The following is a 20,335-nucleotide window of genomic DNA, read 5'->3' on the forward strand; positions in this document are numbered from 1 at the left end:
AATACTTTTTTGGTCTTAAATTGTAATATTCAAAAAAAACATCAGTTTTTAAGTGTAATACTACTCAACCTCTTTTATATCATTCTTTAGTTACTAACTCAACCAGATTTGAAAAACTAATTACAACAAGTATCTTTGCAGCTTGTTAAGTTCACTATTATCTTTATGAAAAAACCGATTTTCATATTTTTTTTATGTTTTTGTATTGCTAAGAGCCTAGGTCAGGAAGAAAAAAAAGTAAAAAATCTGGATTCTATTCAGATAAATTTAAAAAAATCCCTCGATAGTCTTTTAGCAAAAACTCCTAACGAACTTAATAGTATCGTTTTAAAACAAATCTTAAAAGAAATTAGTCCAAAAAAAAAGAAACCTGAGCATATAGGTTGGAGAGCAAAGGGTAAATTCTCATTGCTATTTAACCAATCTGCTTTTAATTTTGACTGGCAAGGAGGAGGAACCTCAAACATTGCGGGTAATGCTGCAGTTAATTATGAATTTAACTACAAAAAGAATAGTCTTACCTGGGATAATAAAATTCTGGCAGATTACGGACTCACATTTTTAAGAGGAGAAAATTTTGCCAGAAAAACTAATGATCGTATTGAATTAAATTCTCGATTAGGGCAACAAATACGTCAAAGTTTGTGGAATTATTCTTTGTTTATCAATTTTAGATCACAATTTGCAAAAGGATATCGATTTTCTCAAGATCCCGATACTGATGAAACCATTAGAACCGAAGAAACCCACTTCTTCTCCCCTGCTTTTATACAAATTGGTCCTGGATTATTATGGAAAAAAAGTGATAACCTCAATATCAATATTGCACCTGTTACCTCTCGTATGATCTTTGTAGATGATCAGTTTACCAGTGGTCCTGATTACGTTGATGGAGATTATTTTGGAGTTGATGCGGGCAAAAATTCACGATTCGAGTTTGGAGGTTCTTTTGCTGCATATGCCAAATTTAAACTGGTAAAAAATATCACTGTAGAGAACATTCTTAATCTCTACTCCAACTATATTGAAGATCCATATAATATAGATATTGACTATACCCTTAACCTCAACCTGGTTGTTAATAAATACATCTCGGGTAATTTTGCGTTTCAGGCTATCTATGATGATAATGCCACTTCTGGATTCCAGATTAGAGAAGTAATCGGATTAGGATTGAATTATGAGTTTTAATATTCTGTTTTAGTTTAAAAGCTCAATATTCCTATTCCTCTACAATTTCAGGATATAAAAAATTATTATAAGGAAAACGTGTTACATGGATCTCACGAACTTCTTTATACACTCTTTTTCTAAAGATTTCCAAGTTTTCCTTATGAATTGCAGAAATAAATAATGCGTGATCTCCTATTTTATTCATCCAGGTTTTTTTCCACTCTTCAAGTGTGTAATGCGCTTTGGTTTTTTCTGTAACCAGGTCATCCTCATCTATAACCTCATGTTTATATGCATCTATTTTATTAAAAACCATAATAGTAGATTTATCAGTACAATCTATTTCACTAAGGATTTTATTTACAGATGCAATATGATCTTCAAATTGAGGATGTGAGATATCAACCACGTGTAACAATAAATCTGCTTCTCGTACCTCATCCAGTGTACTTTTAAAACTTTCTACTAACTGTGTTGGTAGTTTTCTAATAAACCCTACGGTATCACTTAATAAGAAAGGGAGATTGCCGATAACAACTTTTCTTACTGTAGTATCTAAAGTAGCAAACAGTTTATTTTCTGCAAACACATTACTTTTAGAAATAACATTCATAAGGGTAGATTTACCAACATTAGTATACCCTACTAATGCAACTCTTACGAGTTTTCCTCTATTACCTCGCTGTGTAGCCATCTGCTTATCTATCGTTAACAATTTCTTTTTTAATAAAGAAATACGATCTCGCACTATCCTACGGTCAGTTTCTATTTCTGTTTCTCCTGGTCCACGCATACCAATACCACCTCGCTGACGTTCTAAGTGAGTCCATAAACCGGTTAATCTGGGTAATAAATATTGATATTGTGCTAATTCTACCTGAGTACGTGCATAACTGGTTTGTGCGCGTTGTGCAAAAATATCAAGGATCAAATTAGTACGATCTATGATTTTAGCTTTTAATATTCGTTCAATATTACGTAGTTGTCCTGGTGTCAATTCATCATCAAAAACTACAGTTCCAATATCGTTTTGTTCTACATAGGTTTGCACTTCTTCCATTTTACCGGTACCGATAAAAGTTTTAGAATTAGGCATGTCCATTTTTTGCGTAAAACGTTTTACAACTTCACCTCCTGCGGTATAAGTAAGGAACTCTAATTCATCCAAAAACTCTGTTAGTTTTTCCTCATCCTGATTTTTGGTAACAATTCCTATTAGAACTGTTTTCTCATATGCTACATCCTGCTTCTCTAACATCAATAAATCTTTATTATATTGTGCTTATAATCAAATGTACAAAAGTACAACATTATACCTGTCGAATCTATACTCCAAATAGTTTCTTGTAAAATTAAATAGCATGGCCAATAAATTTTATTACCGAAAAAAAACTACCAACTTATATACTGTAGCATTCTATAATCTTGAAAACCTTTTTGATACAAAAGACAATCCACATACCTTGGATGATGATTTTTTGCCTGAATCAGAAAAAAACTGGAATCAAAAACGGTATGAAAAAAAGCTTTTTAAATTAGGTACAGCTATTTCTAATGTTGGTTTTAATAAAACTGGAAAAGCACCAGTAATTTTAGGTGTTGCCGAAGTAGAAAACAAAGCTGTTTTAGAAGATCTAGCTCGCACAAAACATCTTATTAATAAAAATTATGGTGTGGTGCATTATGAATCTCCAGATGAGAGAGGAATAGATGTTGGTTTATTATATCAAAAAGATTTTTTTGAGGTTACTTATTCAGAAAGTATTAAAGTATTGGTAGACAATGAAAATGGCGAAAGAGATTATACCCGTGATATTTTGCACGTAACCGGAAATCTTAATAATGAAGAAATTCATATTTTGGTTAATCACTGGCCATCACGAAGAGATGGTGCAGAACTCACCGCTTATAAACGTATTACTGCAGCACAAAAGAACCGTGAAATCATAGATCGTATTATTGGCGAAAACCCAAATGCAAAAATCATGATCATGGGTGACTTTAATGACGATCCTTCTAGTGAAAGTGTAAAACAACATCTCGTACAGCAAGATTTATATAACCCTATGGAATGGTTGCATACCAGATATCGAGGTACACTAAGCTATAGAGGTCGATGGAATTTATTTGATCAAATCATTTTTAGTCATAATTTTCATAAATATGAAAAAGGCAACCATAGCTTCTCTGAAGCTGCAATTTTTGATAATGACTTTTTAAAAATTTATAAGGGTCGCTATAAGGGTACTCCTTTTAGAACCTATGCCGGAGGAAAATATAGAGGTGGATATAGTGATCATTTTCCTGTTTATGTACAGTTAAAACTAAATAACTAATACTATAAATCTGATGAAGATTCTTTTATGTAAAAATCGTTTTGATCAACACATATAAAATACCTGCGTAAAAGATTAATAAGGCAATTGCCAGTCGGTATTTCTCAATCCAAACTTTCATTTTGATGTGCTTGTTTACGTTGTAGAACTTTCAAAAATAAATAAGAACACAATGATATACTATACGTATTTCTACTCGAATAAGGTTTAGTTTTGGTTATCACATTAGGGCTGTTGATTCCTAATTTGTGGTATCTTTGTTTACATTTATTTGCTATAAATATCTCAATAGAATGCGATATCGATTTCAGAACACATATATCAGTTTTTTTGCTTGTATATCTGTATTATTTGTGAGTTATGCCCAGGAAGATTCTAGTTTCTTAGAAATCATCCAAAAAATACAAGAGCTCGAAAAAAATAAAGATCCAAAATGTTATGCCACAGCAAATCGACTTGAAGATTTTATGTATGGCACACCATTAGAAGAAAATGCTCGAAACTTTAAAATCGAAATCCAAAAAGAATTAATACTATATCTCAAAAAGCAAGGCTCGCTAGAAGCTAAAGCTAATAATGATAAAGTAATTAAAGCAAAATATTTATTACCAGTAATAAATTCTTTGTCATCCTTTGGTAAAAATAGGACGGGTAGTTTTTTATATAAATTTGACAATAAATTTATCGAAATCTTAAAAAAAGATTTTGATCAATATTCTTCTATTTCATATGTATATCGCTCATTATTATCTGTAGAACAAGACGCACTATTTTTTCCTACAAACGATTTGCTATCTTTTGATAAGGAGAGTATCCCTCTGGTTAACGATTATGTAAATCTGGTTACACTGGTTACTTTAAAAATTGCTGATAATATTGCTCGTAATAAAAACTTACAATACATCACTAAAGAACTCATAAAAGACAGCTGGATATTAGTATTACAACAATCTAAAAAAAACAAGAAACCTATATCCATAGCATATCTAAAGCCTAATAATACAATTAAAATTACCAATAGTAATCATGATGTTATAAAAGCTGTTATTAAACAAAAAATAGCATCATACCAAAAGTATAATCAGGTAAACGCAAGTGTGTTTTTAAGAAATGTACAAGTATATTTTGCACGACAAAAGTGGCCAATAGATTCTGTAGGTTCTACGACTTTAAAAAATTATTATTTAGAATCTCTAATACAGTTTACTAATGCTTTATGGAAGCAATCAGAATCGTATGCCATCAAAAAAAACCATCTCTTAATAAGGGTTGATGATGTACAATCTGCCTTATATAACTTCTTGCCTTCTTATACCAATGCTTTTGAAGATGTCACCTTTTTCCCTAACAACCAAAAAGAAAAAATAACGCTGGAATCATATGATCTGGATTCTTTCAGAGATAGCGGATTTCATTGGAATCTTTTAAAATATTCACTAGCAGATTTAGATAAACAACCTTTAAAAAGTTTAGATCCTAATGCGGCAGAATTAATGGTAGAAGGTATTGCTCAAATGGGTGTTCTTGCTTTACGATTGGCCGGGATATATTCTCAAGAAAATCAAAAAAAGGTCTTAGATACACAAGATATTACGCAAGGATTTAAACAAATCCAATCACTTATTGACTCTTATAACTCCTTTGCTCCAGATACCAAAAAAACAAATATCAACTCTTCTACTTCTCATTCTGAGAAAACTTATGGGTTCGAAGAAGTAAATAATAAAACAAATCTTCATTTTGAACACAAATCTGCTGATTGGCTAAACCGACTTATCCGAAGTTATACCACATCGTATAAAGAACAAAAAATTAAATTAGCTATTCCTCCAGCATTTGGAGGTTCTGGTATTGCTTGTGAAGATATTAATGGTGATGGACTGATTGATGTATTATTACTTGGTGGTTTTGGTAATAAACTATTCTTAAATTCTGAAAAAGGCAACTATTTTAAAGATGTTACAGATATAAGTAACATCAATAACTGGAATAATCAACTCAACTCGTTTGGTGAACCAAGGCAACCTATCATTGCTGATTTTAACAATGATGGCACTCAAGATATCTTTATCACTTATGTAAATGATCGTCATAAACTATACAAAAATATAGATGGTACCCATTTTGAAGATGTTAGTCAATCTGCCAACCTAGGTGGTGAAAATGCGGTGGCCGGACCTGCTACAGCACTAGATTATGATAATGATGGTTTATTAGATATTTTTATCGGTTATTTTGGAAATTATATTGAAGGTACACTCCCGATATTAAGTCGTGATAATCAAAATGGGATGCCTAATAAATTATTTAGAAATTTGGGGAATTTTGTTTTTGAAGAAATTCCTTTTACGCAAAACACTACTGCAAATTCTGGATGGACACAAGCGATTGGTCATACAGACATCAATCAGGATGGTTTACAGGATATCATTGTTGGAAACGATTTTGGTGTTAATAAATACTACCTCAACAGCAATACTGGCTTGTTTAAAGAGGTTAGTAAACAACTTGGCACCGACAAACCATCATATTCTATGAATGTAGGGATTACCGATCTCAATAGAGATCTTTATCCTGATTTTTACATCTCTAATATTGTAGTGATGCAAAAAGATGAGAAATATGTAAATCCCAATCAGGATACTCAAATGAAGTTTGATCCTCAAAAAATGGCAAATATCAGAACAATAGAGGCCAATGACTTATTCTTATCATCTGTAAAAAATAATAGCTTAAATAATTATAACCTCTCTACCAATGTAGGAAGAGGATACTCTGCAACTGGCTGGTCATGGGATGCAGATTTCTTTGACTATGATAATGATGGTGATGAGGATCTGTATTGTTTAAATGGAATGAACGATTTTAGTGTATACTCTGCCGAAAATCCTTTTTATTTTGAAAGAGAAGAAAGATCTAAAACTGTTACTTATGCTGAAAGTAATCGTGAAAAAAATGTCTTTTTTGTAAATGATGGTGGTGAGTTAATCAATAAAGCTTCAGAACTTGGAGTTGATATTAATAGTAATGCAAGAAGCGCTGCTTACTTTGATTATGATAATGATGGTGATTTAGATATTATCGTGAATAATTATCATGATAGCGCTAATATGTTGGAAAATAAAAACTCAAACACTAATAACTGGATTAAAATAAAACTCATTGGCGATCCAAAAGTTAAAATTAATAGAGATGCCATAGGTTCATCAATGGTTTTAAATAGTAAAAATCATAAAAACATATGGCGAGAAATTCATAGTACCACAGGATACTTGTCTGTTCATCCTAAAGTACAACATTTTGGACTTGGAAAGGATACTAGTGTAAACGTTGAAATTCGATGGAGTAATGGGGAGCGTTACGATATTAAAAATCTAAAAGCCAATATTTCATATGAGATTTCCTATCCTAATCAAATCCGTATTATTCAATAAATATATTTATAATTAATCTACTACCATATACCTCTCATAAAACGACTACTTTATAAATGGATCACATATCATATATAGAAATTGAACTGCAAGAACTAAGAGAAGAATTAAAAAACCATAAATTATACGATAATTTATCGAGCATAGATGATATTAAAATCTTTATGGAAAACCACGTTTTTGCCGTTTGGGATTTTATGTCTTTACTCAAAGCGCTTCAAATAAAACTTACAAATGTTTCAATACCTTGGACTCCTGTAAAAAACCCTACGATTGCTAGGTTTATAAATGAGATTGTACATGGCGAAGAAAGCGACATTAACGAATTAGGAGCGCCTAAAAGCCATTTTGAAATGTATCTGGAGGCAATGGATCAAATCAATGCAGATACTTCTCAAATCAACCAATTAATCCAATTAATCGACTCTGGAAATACCATTAATACTGCTTTAGATCAGTTAACGGTAAATCAAAAGACATTAGATTTTGTACAATTTTCTTTTGATATAATCGCAACCGATAAACCTCATATGATTGCATCTGCATTTACTTTTGGTAGAGAAGATGTTATTCCGGATATGTTTGTCGAGATCTTAAAAAAATCAGATCCCGAAAATACATTGTATAACAAATTGATATATTATTTAGAAAGACATATCGAACTAGATGGCGATCAACATGGACCTCTATCATTACAAATGATCGCAGAATTATGTGGTAAAGACTTAAACAAATGGGAAGAAACCCTTGTTGTTGCCAAAAAATCTTTAATCAAAAGAATTAGTCTATGGGATGCTATTAATGAGTTAATCCAAAATAAAAACTATAATACGCAGACATCACCTCTTACGACTACTTTATAATTAAAATAGTAGGTTCTACCAAAAAACTATATATAGAAAAACCCCTTTAGATTTAGAATCCAAAGGGGTTTTAAAGTTGATAGTTATAACGCTTAGTTCGCGTCTATGCTAATTTCATCTAATTCAAAAGTTCCGTCAAAATCAGAATCTCCACTTCCCGTATATCTGAAAGCGATATAAATTTGTCCACTCTCACATGATAAGTCTACGTTTCCAGATTCTATCCAATCTCCAAAGAAATCAGAATCCTGAACAATAGTAGCATCTGTAATAATACCCCAAGTTGCAGAAGCAATGTTATCTGGGTTACCATCCCAATCTTTTGAGAATAATAGATCTAAATTACTACCATCAGAAAAACTATTAGACGTCTGGAATCTTAAAGTTTCACCTTCTTGAGCATCTAAATCGATCTGTGGAGTGATCAACCAGGCAATTGTACTGGCATCTCCAGAATTAAACGATCCTACTCTGGCAGATATTCCTAAAGAAGCGTTTGTACCTCCAGAAGTATATGCTTCCCAGGTCTCAGTTCCTGCTTGTTGATAGTTTGTCCATCCGTTACCTGATATGATAGAGTTTACACTCTGTGTTTCAAAATCATCAGAGAATAGATTTGTAGCTCCAACTGTTGCTGCAATACCACAAGTAAGCTCTATAGGATCACATCTTTCTGCATTATCAAACACTAATCCAGTTGGTCCGTTAAGAACTAGGTTAAAAGTATCTCCAAAGAAATTCTTAGTCAAAACACCTTCAAAACTTCCTCTTTGTGCTGGTAATCGTAGTCCTTTAAAGTCAGCAAAAGTACTTGTGCTTAAAATAGCTGTAGCACCAGTAGCACAACTTTCTAAAGTTCTTTCTCCATCAAACTCATCTGTAGGTTCTCCTGAAAATGTAAGTGGATTATTACCTAATACAGCATCTTTATTAAATTGTACATCGTTAACCTTAATAAATACATTTACTAAATCATCAGAAAAATCTTCAAAAGCGATTTCTAATGGTGTAATAGTAACTGTTTCAGAAGATCTTGTAATAACTTCGTTTTGAGAAAAAGAAGGTATTTGATCTACTTCATCACCTGCCAAAACTCCAAGAGTAGGAACTCCATTTTCTATACCTACTGATAAACCATCTAGTTTAACAAATACTCTACGTCCAAATTCATAGGTAGTAAATAATGGATTAACATCAATTAATACTCTTACTCCTCCTGTAGGATTTTCTGCTCTGTCCTGAATGATTAATTCTTCAAAAAAGTTTCCGGATTTATCTGTTGATACTACATAACCTTCCATGTACATATCATTGCTTTCAAAAGTCACTTTTGCATCTGGATCATTTTCATCTGCTATTTCTTGCGCCAAGATTCCTAATACAGCATCAACACCCATTTTATTATTTGCAGGGATATTAGGTTCTTCTATCACCAATGGCGGTGTGTTAAAATCATCGTCTTCTACACAAGCGGTAAAAGTAACCGCTATCATCAAAACGCTTAAAAATTTAATTAAGTTACTAGAATTCATTTTATAATATTTTTTTGTTGTGTTCATTACTAAAATCTTACATATACATTGAGGTAATATGAAGTACCAAATCCATAAAAGTATCTTGGTCCAAATACAGGAGTATCACGCTGTGATTCATCTAATGCTAATCTATAGTTAGCATTTCTGGCCTGTTCAAATCCTCCGGTTCTATATTCTTCATCAAAAACATTATTGATCGTTGCAAAGAAACCTATGTAATAATCTTTTACTTTCCAGGATTTACCTCCTACTACATTTACAAGGTAATAGTCATCAAACTTTTCTTGTCTTAATAACTCTCTGGCAATGTCATCATCATAGTCATTGAATGGTAAACCATCTACATCTTGGTTAAAGTTTGATGTTCTGGCAAATGGACTTACGTCTATGTAAGCATTAGAAAAATAGTTAGTTGTAGCACCAAACCACCAGAAATTAGGATCACGATACTCAAAACCTATTTGTGCTGCATTTTGTGGTCCCCCAGCAATTCGATAATCTTTTAATGCAGATTCTCCTAATGGTCTTATACCTTGTGATTCAGTAAAGGCATCACTGGTGCTGGTTAAAATCAGGTTAGGGTTGTTGTCATAAGTAAATTGTCCTATCGCCGCAGCTCCTTTTAATTTAATAGTAGGAGTAATTTGATATTCGATACCCAATTCTGCACCTATATGCAATTTATCAATATCAGTCAAGATCTCTTGTACAAACCCTACATCAGAACCTGATATCGCTTCAGTAAAAAAGAATGAGATATCGGTTGCATCCTGTATTTTAGTATAGTACCCTGTTAATCTGGCTTTTAGCTTTGGTGTCCTTAAAATATAACTTGCATCTATCGATTGAATTTTTTCGCTATCCTGCTCTCCTCCTGTTAATTGAGCAACGGTAACATTGTTTTGTCTTGCATTGGCAAAAGCACTACGAATCGTTGGGGCTTTTGTAAAATAAGCTCCATGAACATCAATTAGGTTACGACCATCTATTTTATAAGTAAATCCTCCTTTTGCCCCGTAATTAGTGAAATCTAGTTTTTCACTTTTTCCAAAAGACTCACTTCCTGGAAAATATCCATTTTCAAACAATCCATTTCTTTGATAAGAAGTTTGAGAAATATTTCCGCTTAAGAAAAAATCTACTTTATTTGTTTTAAACTGAGCTTGAGCAAAACCGTTAATTGTATTGGCATCCATCTCGTAGTTATAATCATAACGATCTCCTACACCAACAACACGGTTACGGTTACGTAAATCACTTTGCGCTCTATCTGCCAATTCACTTGGAGAAAAACCTGGAGCTGATGTAGCAAATAAATCTACATCCAAGAAACCTGTTCCTCCTAATAAATCTAATACTTCAGCAAAGTTTTCACTTTTTAAGTTTCTGTAATTAACAGCGGCATTTAATGAGATGTTATCAGTAAGTTGACCATTCAAGATCATATTTACGGTATACTGCGTATCATCATTTCTATCTTCATATAGTATATAAGTAGAGTTTCCACCTTGTTGAGCACTCAACTGGTTAGCTTCTATTAATCGATTCCAGTCTAACTGACCATCTCTTACAAATGCTTGTTGCGCCAAAAATGCATTTTGGAAATCCAAGGCTGTTGGGTTAGGATCTTGCAAATAGTTACTTGGTAAATTACTTGGGTGAATTGGGTTGGTATCTCTACTTCTACCTCCACCAATAAAAGATTCTTGCCCGTCAGGACCTATTGATAAATCAGTACCTCCATTGTCTAATCGGCTGTTACCAATTTTTCCTGTTTGATAGGCAAAGTTTGTATTTAAGCTAAACTTATCTGATATATCCCAATAATGATTTAACATTACAACAGGTTCTTCTATTTCACGAATTCTAGAGTTTTTCTTTTCTCCGTCATAGTATCCCCAGTTGGGATTATACTTTTGTCCTTTTAAGTTAAAAACTTCTTCGGTAATAGAAGTAGATCTACCTCTTCGGTTAGGCGTATAAAAAGTAGTAAGATTCAGACTGTGTTTATCATTTATTTTTTTCTCTACAGAAGCAAAAAATGAATTAGAATCATATAATGTTCCATCTATAAAACCTTCATTACCAAATCTACGAGAAAGAGAAATAGAATACGCCCATCCGTCTGCCATTAAACCAGAGTTATATGTACCCATGATTCTGCCATTATAACTTCTATTAGAAGATGCATAAGATACTCTACCACCTTTACGGTATTGAGACGCTCTCATGATAATGTTGGTAGTTCCAGAAAGATCTCCAAACGTATAATCGTTTGCCGAAATACCTATAGAAAATTCTTGATTACGCTGTACATCATTTAATCCTCCCCAGTTACCCCATTGAGGTCTTCCGTTAAACAGCTTATTCATTTCGATCCCATTAATCAAAACTTTTCCGTTTTCATTTCCTAATCCTCTAGGGCGAAAAAACGTAGCACTAAAATCAAAAGCTGCTGCATTTAAAAATACATCTCTTGATGCTTGTAATAATCCTGATACATTAAAAGATGCATCATCATCACCATCATCAAGTTCATTATCAGAAAGGCTTATGGTACCTATCTGTATCTGTTCCTGATTAAGATCGTAGTCCAGATCTATTTTTTTAAGATCTAAAATACTTCCTTCGTTAATTGTGATAGGAAAACGTTTTGCAATATACCCTTCTTTGGATATCAACGCTATTTGTTCTCCTAATGGAAGTTGAGCATTCCCAAAATCAAATTCTCCAAGATTATTAGTAATTGTAGAAATTTCAGTTCCTTCAATTGTAATAATAGCCCCAGAAAGATTTTCATTTGTGGTCGCGTCAACAATTTTACCTTTTAACCCTGTTTGCTGTGCGTGCATAACAAAAAGGTTTAATAAAATTAGTAAAAAGAATAGCTTCTTTTTGAGTTGTGACACTTTCATTAAATACTGGTTTTTAGTTAAGAAAATATTATTTCCGCCGCGCAAAAGTACATGTTTTAAATAGAAAAGCTAATTTTGGCCCACAGATTGCATTATAATTTACATTTAGTTAATACTTCATTAAAAGATGAATTTAAAATATTTATTATCAGTTACTTTAATCGTGTCTTCTTTAACTCTATTAGGTCAAGAAAAGAAAACATATAAAGTTAATACAATTGCCTTTTATAACCTTGAAAATCTTTTCGATACAGAAAACGACCCTATTACCTATGATGACGATAGAACTCCTACAGGTAAAGATCACTGGACAGAGGAAATCTATAAGGACAAATTGAAAAATATGGCCAAAGTAATTTCAGAGATAGGTGCTGATGTTACAAAAAATGCTCCAGCAATTTTGGGTGTTGCTGAAATAGAAAACAGAAAAGTGCTTGAAGACCTTGCTAATGAGCCTGCTCTTCTACCTAAAGATTATGGTATCGTACATTATGATTCCCCTGATAGAAGAGGAATTGATGTGGCACTTCTTTATCAAAAATCTATTTTTAGACCCAAAAACACTAGCATTCACGAACTGATTATCTATGATAACAATGATGCTACAAAACGTGTGTATACGAGAGACCAATTATTAGTTAGTGGTGAACTAGATGGTGATCTTATCCATGTAATCGTTAATCACTGGCCATCACGAAGTGGTGGAGAAGCAAGAAGCCGACATAAAAGAGAAAAAGCTGCAGAGCTCAACAAAAAAATTATTGATTCTCTTTTTGATATCGATCCTTATGCAAAAATAATTACCATGGGAGATCTTAACGATGATCCTGATAATACAAGTGTTAAAAAAGTATTAGCTGCAAAAGCCAAAAAAGAGAATGTAAAACTCAGAGGACTCTATAATCCCATGGCTGCTATGGCCAAAAAAGGTATTGGATCATTAGCCTGGAGAGACAGCTGGAATTTGTTTGATCAAATCATAATTTCAAAAGCTCTACTAGGCGAAGATTATTCTACTTATCGCTACTATAAGTCTGGGGTATTTAATAAAAATTATTTATCCAACCCCAGAGGAAGATATAAAGGATATCCATATCGTAGCTTTGCCAATGGTGCTTATACTGGTGGATATAGTGATCATTTTCCGGTTTATTTATATTTGATTAAGGAAAAGAAAAAATAAAGAAATTTATTAGTATTTGTAAAAAAGCTCAAACCAACGTTGGTTTGAGCTTTTTTATATTGAAGTGTTTTTTATACTTAATTACTACTTAATCGATCACTTCGACATCTATGGGTTTTCCCAAATATGCAAGGTAACTTCCTTCCTCGATCTCCTTTATTTCTTCGCTATATGAAGATATGATTCTAATACTTTTATTTGTGTTTTTAATAAATAGAGGTATAATATCCTCATCTTTGGTAAGCTCGATAATAGTAGAATAATGCTCTTTGTTTTCAATTTTTATTTCAGAAATCCCTGGATATTTTTCTACAAGTTCTATTAATCTGTAATAGTCATCAGTATGAGAAAATAATCCTTCTTGAGGATTGTTTTCAGGATCATTCATCTCCTCGGTTGTTATAAGCCTGAATGAACCATTTTCACCAAACTGACTTTTAAATTTATTAATCGAGTATTTATTAATGTTACTGTTACCTGTCAATGCCATCAAATACCCTATGTCACTGAGTTCAACATTATTTTGAAGTTGATCACTATAAATGCTTCCTTCGATAGCTTCAATTCCCAGGTTTTTGGCCTTTTTTATGTTATCACGGTTGCTATCTACTAATACTACATGTCGATTGTTGTTTTTTAAATAAACAGCGATTAGTCTTGAAAATTTTGAAGCACCTATAATTAATATTCCTTCAGATTTAGTAAGAAAAACCCCCACAACCTTAGCAAAAAAACGTGCAGTAGTAGCATTTAATAAAACAGTTCCTAATACAATCATAAATACTAAAGGAGTTATATACTCGGATCCGGCAACACCCTCTTTTTGTAATTTTAATCCAAATAAGGATGCGATCCCTGCTGCTACAATACCTCTTGGACCTACCCAGCTAATAAAAAGTTTTTCATTTGTTTTAAGTCCTGATTTTATGGAACTTAAAAACACACCCAATGGCCTGACCAAAAAAACAACACTCACAAAAAGTAAAACTGCTTTCCAGTTATAAATCAATTCCAGGTCTTGTATATTAATATTTGCTGATAAAAGAATAAAAAGAATGGATATTAAAAGTACACTCAATGATTCTTTAAAATACAGGATTTCTTCGAGGTTGGGTAAATTAACATTTCCTAAAACCATCCCCATAATCACAACAGACAATAATCCAGATTCATGGGCAAATGCATCCGATAAAACAAATACTGCCAATACCGATGCAAGAGTAACAACATTTAATAAATAATGCGGAATCACATTCTTTTTTATTGCAAAAGCCAATGCATGAGCAAAAGTGAATCCAAAAGTGAATCCGAACAATACAATTTTTCCAAACTCTATTAATGCGGTAAACGTAAACTCTTCTCCACCTCCTGCTCTAATAAATTCAAAAACCAAAACAGCAACTAGAGCTCCTATCGGGTCAATTAATATCCCTTCCCATTTTAGAACTGCAGATATGTCTTTTTTTAACGGAATGTTTCTTAAAATTGGAGTAATTACTGTTGGCCCAGTCACTATAATTAATGAAGAAAACAAAAAGGATATTGGCCAACTAAGATCAAAAATAAAATGTGCTGCTATTCCTGCTCCAAAAAAAGTGATTACAACAGCTACAGTAATCAAATTAATAATTACAGATCCTACATTTAATATTTCACTTTTTCTAAGAGTAAGTCCTCCTTCAAATAAAATAATACTAATCGCTAAAGACACAAAATAAAACAAACTCTCTCCAGGAAACAACCCTTTTGTTCCGTCCCAGATAGGTTGAATTAGTTTACTATGATCTTCTGTAAACAATGTTGCTAATGGTCCAACCAATAGCCCAATAAGAATCAATGGTAAAATGGCTGGGATTTTAAATTTCCAGGCTACCCACTGTGCTAAAATCCCTAATATAATTATCCCTGCTAGTTCTAACATTATTGTGCTTTTATAATTTTAAACAAAAGAAAGATCGTAATTTTTTTAGAATTACATAAACTAACCTTAGAAAGAATTCATAAAGATTAAACCAGTTTTATCAATAGTGCTTTAAAACCTAATTAGTCTTCTAAAGAAAAATGTGCCTGTTGACATTTTTATAATTTACAAATTAATACATCATCAAATTCCATGTCACAAAATGTAAGTCTTAACATTCAGTATCGACAGAAAATAAGATAAATACCAAGAAATATTTAAAAAGAAACAGTGCTCTTTAAATGTTTAAAAAGTTGAATATCAATTTTATATAAAATTATACACACATGAAAAAATATGTAATACTATTTGGATTATTAATCATGGCCTTAGGACAATTAAGTGCTCAAGAATTAAATACTGTCCCTTTATCTACACTGCGTTTATTACCGGATGGGTGGCATAAATTTACAGAAAAAGGTGCTTTTTTAGATGTTGAAGTTCTTGGTGGTAATCTAGTCAAAGGAAATATAACCTGGTTTGACAAATCTTCATATTCTGGATCATTTTCTGGAAATAGAATCTCAGGAAAAGGTACTTATACGTGGCCAAATGGAAATCGTTATGAAGGTTCATTTAGAAATAATCAACGACACGGTAAAGGTTCTATGATACATTCTGATGGAAGCAAATGGAGTGGAAAATGGAAATTAAACCAAAAGAACGGTAAGGGTAAAAAATATGATAATCAAGGTGTTGTTACCGAAGAAGGTGTTTGGGAACAGGATAAATACATCAAAGCCAAAAAGAAAAAATAATCTGTTATTATATCTCTAATTCAAACAAAAAGTATCTTCAGTGACACTTTTTGTTTGTTTTTTGGTGCTATCCTATCAAAAAACGCTCAAATTGCCCTTACTTTAAAAAATTAACTCTATATTCTGCCCCGAAAAAAATAGCATATTTTAATTTGGATCCATTAACAGGTCATACATTTAATAACATTCTTATAGGCGTAGCCTTCTCCCCTAATCTTCAGAACAACATCTATGAAGCCATGAGAATGGTAGATTTTTTCGATTCTAAGCTCACTATAGTTCATGTTGGAGAAAAAACTGAGGAGAAAGAAAATAAAATAAAAGGTCTTATTTCTGGTCTTTCTGATGACGAGAAAGTACAAATCATCTGGAAACAAGGAGATCCCGTTGAAACCATTGTAAATACAGCTAAAGAGAATAATGCTGATCTTATTATTCTGGGAGCTATTCCAAGAGAAGATCTTCTTAAATTCTACATTGGATCTATTGCGAGAAAAATAACTAGAAAAGCACATTGCTCTGTGTTATTGTTAATTAATCCATCAGAAGATTTACGCCCCTGTAACCATATTGTAGTAAATGGTTTAGAAGATGACAAGTCGTCTCAAACTATTCTAAACTCTCTTGAAATTGCACAAAACCTTGGAACTCAAAAACTAACAATTGTTGAAGAAATATCTCAACAAGAAGTACATGTTGTAGTAGAAGATGACAAATCCTTACTTAAGGACACTTTAATTAAAGAACAATTAGCTAAAAAAAGAGAACTCAGGGTTCATGAAATTCTAAAAGAAGCTCCAGGTGATTTAAAACATGATGTTTTGGTAAAAACCCAACCTATTTTTGGAAAAAGAGGATATTCTATAGGTCATTATGCCAAAATTGTTGGAGCAGATATGTTAATTATGAATGCTCCTGTAAAAACATCTTTTTGGGATCGTCTCTTTCCTCATGACTTAGAATATATTTTATCAGAGTTACCAACCGATGTATTAATAATGAGATAAATGAAAGAAAATAAAAACAACGTATCTCTTTTTATCTCGACCTTGCCTAAGAATATTTTTTCTGGTTTTGTAGTTTCATTAATTGCCTTGCCATTAGGTCTAGGATTAGCACTTGCATCAGAAGCTCCTCCGATTGCTGGGGTAATAGCTGCTATTGTAGGAGGTGTTATAGTATCCATATTTGGTGGTTCTAATGTTACTATTGCAGGTCCTGGAAACGGCCTGGTTGTCGTTTTATTAGGTGCAATAACCACATTAGGAAATGGCGATTTATATTTAGGATATCTTTTTACTCTAGCTGCAATCATATGCGCTGGAGTTCTAATGATATTAATCGGAATTTTAAGACTGGGGACTTTAAGTGACTTTTTTCCATCATCTGCTATTCAAGGAATGCTCGCTGCAATTGGTATAAGTATTTTTGCAAAGCAATTTCATGTTATGATAGCCAATACTGGTATAAAAGGAGATACAGTTTCATTACTTAGTGATATCCCTACAAGTATTATCTCTCTCTATTCTTCTTTTGATAAAAGTGTTCTCATTGCCGCAATTGTAGGAATAATTAGCTTATTGATTATGGTATTTTATGGTAAAATACGAAACAAATACTTGCAGCTCATCCCCGCTCCTATGTGGATTGTTCTATTGACTGTTGGACTAAGCTACTATTATGAGTTTTTCTCTACAGATTCTTATCCAATACAAGAAAAGCTTTTGGTTCAGATTCCGGACAAAGTTTTTTCTGGGTTTCCTTCTCCAGATTTTTCTATGATATTTCAGGTTAAATTTATTGGAGTTGTATTAGCTATAACCTTGATCTCTAGTATCGAATCCTTATTAAGTATTAAAGCGGTTGATAAATTAGATCCAGAGAAAAGAAGATCAAATGTAAATAGAGACCTTACCGCATTAGGCGTTGCATCTATTGTAAGTGGTTTTATCGGTGGACTTAACGTAGTTACTGTAATTGCTCGTAGTTCTGTTAATGTTAATAATGGTGGTAGCAATCGTTCTGCAAACTTTTTTCATGCAGTATTTTTAGTGTTGTTTGTTGTATTATTTCAAGATCAACTAAGTAGAATCCCACTTACTGCACTGGCTGCTATATTGGTATATACCGGGTACAAATTGGCTGCTCCCAGAAACCTAAAAGATGTTGCTAAAATTGGTAGAGAACAAGTATTTATTTTTGCAGCTACTATTATTGCAACGATAGTTACCAATCTAATAACTGGAATTCTTGTTGGGATTCTAACCACAGTGTTGATCCACTTTATTCTTAATAAAAGTGTAATGCTTTTTGCAAGAAACCTCATCAAACCCAATGTGTTGATGTTCAAAGAAGAAATTAATGGAAACTACTTCGTAAGTGTTAAGAACTTCTCAAGTTTTCTTAATTATAATAAATTAAGAAAAAAAATAGATACAATTCCTGAAAGTAGCGACGCTGTAGTAGATTTTTCTCTTTGCGATTTTGTGGATTACACGGTACAAGAAAATTTAATTGGCTATCAAGAAAGTTTTAAACGAAAAGGAGGTTCTCTTGAAATCATCGGATTAGATATTCATAAAACATCGTCAGAGCACCCTATGGCGATAAGAAGTTTAATTTCATTCTCAAAAAAATCCAAATCCAGTACTTCTCTTACAAAACGTCAAGAAGGCCTTAAAATGATTGCATCAGATTTTGGATGGAATTATAATGCTACCAAGGATACAAATTGTATAGATCTCAATGATTTTGTGTTTTTTAAGACTAAAAAAACAAGTTATCTTCATAATACTATTTATAATAATCGATGTTCTTTTAAGATTTCAGATATTGAGTATTCAGAAGGAGAGTTTATTGCTAGAAAAATAATAAGAGCGACTGTTCTGACGATAAAATTAAACACCGAAATTCCTAAATTTACTCTTGATAGAGAGGGTCTTCTCGAGTTTATATACAAATTTGCAGGTTTTAAAGATATACCTATCGAAGATCATCCGGATTTTTCGAAAAGATTTTTTCTACTAGGAGAAAACCCTGATAATATAAGACTGTTTTTCACCGATGAACTTGTATTGTTTTTTGAAAGTAATCCTTATTATCATATCGAGTGTAATGGTAACAATTTGTTACTAATGCAAAAAGAACGTTTAGCAAGTATCAAAGAAGTTAAAGCTTTATTGGATTATGGTATTCGATTAGAAAAAATTATATCTGGCATTCAATATGGTGAAATATTGTTAAAAAGTTTGAAAATTAAATCCTGATCCTCATCATTTTTTCTATTTTGCAAAGATTTATTTAATAACTATGCAATTACATTCCATAAAAGCAGGAAATTTTAAACTTGATGGCGGTGCCATGTTCGGTGTAGTACCAAAAACTCTATGGACTAGAACCAATCCAGCAGACGAAAAAAACATGATTGACATCGCTGCCAGATGCTTACTTATTGAAGAAGGCAATAGGTTAATTCTTATTGATTCTGGGATGGGTGATAAACAATCAGAAAAGTTTTTTAGTTATTATTCTTTATGGGGCGACGACAGTTTAGATAAATCTCTTGATTCTAAAGGATTTCATAGAGATGATATTACAGATGTTTTTATCACTCATCTACATTTTGATCACTGTGGTGGAGTTGTACAAAGAAACCACGAAAAAACAGGATATGAGTTAGCTTTTAAAAACGCAAAAATCTGGAGCAATAAAGATCATTGGGGCTGGGCAGTAGATCCTAATGCCAGAGAAAAAGCATCATTTTTAAAAGAAAATATTCTTCCTATCCAAGAAAGTGGTCATCTTAACTTTGTTTCAAGAACCGGTGAGGCTTTCCAAAAAAATACAGAATTAGGCTTTGGCGTACTATTTGCAGATGGTCATACAGAAAAGCAGATGATCCCCCATGTAGAGTATAAGGATAAGACTATTGTTTTTATGGCCGATCTTTTACCAACTGCTGGTCATATTCCTCTACCCTATGTTATGGGATATGATACAAGACCATTACTAACACTACCAGAAAAAAAACTGTTCCTGGAAAACGCTGCCACAAATAATTGGTATTTGTTTCTTGAACACGACGCTCATAACGAAATTATTACCGTACAACATACAGAAAAAGGAGTACGGTTAAAAGAAGTTTTTACTTGTAATGAAATATTTAATTAAAATTTTAA

Annotated in this window: 13 protein-coding genes; 9 read left to right on the forward strand and 4 right to left on the reverse strand. The window is 32.5% G+C overall.

Translation table 11 applies throughout. The annotated features are described in order from the left end of the window. The first annotated feature begins 165 nt into the window (after positions 1–165). Positions 166–1,191: a DUF3078 domain-containing protein gene (locus U0D62_RS06770; protein WP_322194766.1), complete on the forward strand. Its 1,026-nt coding sequence runs from the start codon at positions 166–168 to the stop codon at positions 1,189–1,191. Between the two features lie 31 nt (positions 1,192–1,222). On the opposite strand, the gene hflX is transcribed toward U0D62_RS06770, so the two are convergent. Then, positions 1,223–2,431 (reverse strand): GTPase HflX, encoded by a 1,209-nt coding sequence (gene hflX, locus U0D62_RS06775; protein WP_322194768.1) that lies wholly within the window; start codon positions 2,429–2,431, stop codon positions 1,223–1,225. Between the two features lie 103 nt (positions 2,432–2,534). Here hflX and U0D62_RS06780 point away from each other — a divergent pair, with 103 nt between their 5' ends. The 3 genes from U0D62_RS06780 to U0D62_RS06790 all read left to right on the forward strand — a co-directional run bounded on the left by U0D62_RS06780 (position 2,535) and on the right by U0D62_RS06790 (position 7,806). Continuing rightward, on the forward strand, positions 2,535–3,509 hold the full coding sequence (locus U0D62_RS06780; RefSeq protein ID WP_322194770.1) for an endonuclease/exonuclease/phosphatase family protein: 975 nt from the start codon (positions 2,535–2,537) through the stop codon (positions 3,507–3,509). 293 nt (positions 3,510–3,802) lie between these two features. Beyond that, positions 3,803–6,943, forward strand: a complete 3,141-nt coding sequence (locus U0D62_RS06785; RefSeq protein ID WP_322194772.1) for a CRTAC1 family protein — start codon at positions 3,803–3,805, stop codon at positions 6,941–6,943. 56 nt (positions 6,944–6,999) lie between these two features. Further along, positions 7,000–7,806: a DUF3050 domain-containing protein gene (locus U0D62_RS06790; RefSeq protein ID WP_322194774.1), complete on the forward strand. Its 807-nt coding sequence runs from the start codon at positions 7,000–7,002 to the stop codon at positions 7,804–7,806. Between the two features lie 92 nt (positions 7,807–7,898). Here U0D62_RS06790 and U0D62_RS06795 read toward each other — a convergent pair whose 3' ends face one another. After that, positions 7,899–9,338, reverse strand: a complete 1,440-nt coding sequence (locus U0D62_RS06795) for a DUF5689 domain-containing protein (RefSeq protein WP_322194776.1) — start codon at positions 9,336–9,338, stop codon at positions 7,899–7,901. A gap of 29 nt (positions 9,339–9,367) precedes the next feature. Beyond that, positions 9,368–12,193, reverse strand: coding sequence for a TonB-dependent receptor (locus U0D62_RS06800; RefSeq protein ID WP_322194778.1), 2,826 nt, complete (start codon positions 12,191–12,193; stop codon positions 9,368–9,370). 190 nt (positions 12,194–12,383) lie between these two features. Between U0D62_RS06800 and U0D62_RS06805 the strand changes: the two genes are divergently transcribed. Then, entirely contained in the window at positions 12,384–13,439 is a 1,056-nt protein-coding gene (locus U0D62_RS06805; RefSeq protein ID WP_322194780.1) for an endonuclease/exonuclease/phosphatase family protein, read from the forward strand. Positions 13,440–13,527: 88 nt separating this feature from the next. Here U0D62_RS06805 and U0D62_RS06810 read toward each other — a convergent pair whose 3' ends face one another. Beyond that, positions 13,528–15,360 (reverse strand): cation:proton antiporter, encoded by a 1,833-nt coding sequence (locus U0D62_RS06810; RefSeq protein ID WP_322194782.1) that lies wholly within the window; start codon positions 15,358–15,360, stop codon positions 13,528–13,530. 326 nt (positions 15,361–15,686) lie between these two features. On the opposite strand from U0D62_RS06810, the gene U0D62_RS06815 reads away from it, so the two are divergent. The 4 genes from U0D62_RS06815 to U0D62_RS06830 all read left to right on the forward strand — a co-directional run bounded on the left by U0D62_RS06815 (position 15,687) and on the right by U0D62_RS06830 (position 20,327). Then, complete coding sequence (locus U0D62_RS06815) at positions 15,687–16,157, forward strand: MORN repeat-containing protein (protein WP_322194784.1); 471 nt, start codon at positions 15,687–15,689, stop codon at positions 16,155–16,157. 152 nt (positions 16,158–16,309) lie between these two features. Then, on the forward strand, positions 16,310–17,164 hold the full coding sequence (locus tag U0D62_RS06820) for a universal stress protein (protein WP_322194786.1): 855 nt from the start codon (positions 16,310–16,312) through the stop codon (positions 17,162–17,164). Beyond that, the gene (locus U0D62_RS06825; RefSeq protein ID WP_322194788.1) at positions 17,165–19,423 is read left to right on the forward strand and encodes a SulP family inorganic anion transporter; all 2,259 of its coding nucleotides are present in this window, start codon (positions 17,165–17,167) and stop codon (positions 19,421–19,423) included. 43 nt (positions 19,424–19,466) lie between these two features. Beyond that, on the forward strand, positions 19,467–20,327 hold the full coding sequence (locus U0D62_RS06830; protein ID WP_322194790.1) for an MBL fold metallo-hydrolase: 861 nt from the start codon (positions 19,467–19,469) through the stop codon (positions 20,325–20,327). Positions 20,328–20,335 lie beyond the last annotated feature (8 nt).

Source organism: Aquimarina callyspongiae (assembly GCF_034322225.1).
GTDB lineage: Bacteria > Bacteroidota > Bacteroidia > Flavobacteriales > Flavobacteriaceae > Aquimarina.

Coding starts and splice junctions, on each gene's coding strand:
- U0D62_RS06785 (WP_322194772.1), top strand. CDS start 3,803: ATGCGATATCGATTTCAGAACACATATATCAGTTTTTTTGCTTGTATA.
- U0D62_RS06825 (WP_322194788.1), top strand. CDS start 17,165: ATGAAAGAAAATAAAAACAACGTATCTCTTTTTATCTCGACCTTGCCT.
- U0D62_RS06815 (WP_322194784.1), top strand. CDS start 15,687: ATGAAAAAATATGTAATACTATTTGGATTATTAATCATGGCCTTAGGA.
- U0D62_RS06805 (WP_322194780.1), top strand. CDS start 12,384: ATGAATTTAAAATATTTATTATCAGTTACTTTAATCGTGTCTTCTTTA.
- U0D62_RS06800 (WP_322194778.1), bottom strand. CDS start 12,193: ATGCACGCACAGCAAACAGGGTTAAAAGGTAAAATTGTTGACGCGACC.
- U0D62_RS06790 (WP_322194774.1), top strand. CDS start 7,000: ATGGATCACATATCATATATAGAAATTGAACTGCAAGAACTAAGAGAA.
- U0D62_RS06770 (WP_322194766.1), top strand. CDS start 166: ATGAAAAAACCGATTTTCATATTTTTTTTATGTTTTTGTATTGCTAAG.
- U0D62_RS06795 (WP_322194776.1), bottom strand. CDS start 9,338: ATGAATTCTAGTAACTTAATTAAATTTTTAAGCGTTTTGATGATAGCG.
- U0D62_RS06780 (WP_322194770.1), top strand. CDS start 2,535: ATGGCCAATAAATTTTATTACCGAAAAAAAACTACCAACTTATATACT.
- U0D62_RS06810 (WP_322194782.1), bottom strand. CDS start 15,360: ATGTTAGAACTAGCAGGGATAATTATATTAGGGATTTTAGCACAGTGG.
- hflX (WP_322194768.1), bottom strand. CDS start 2,431: ATGTTAGAGAAGCAGGATGTAGCATATGAGAAAACAGTTCTAATAGGA.
- U0D62_RS06830 (WP_322194790.1), top strand. CDS start 19,467: ATGCAATTACATTCCATAAAAGCAGGAAATTTTAAACTTGATGGCGGT.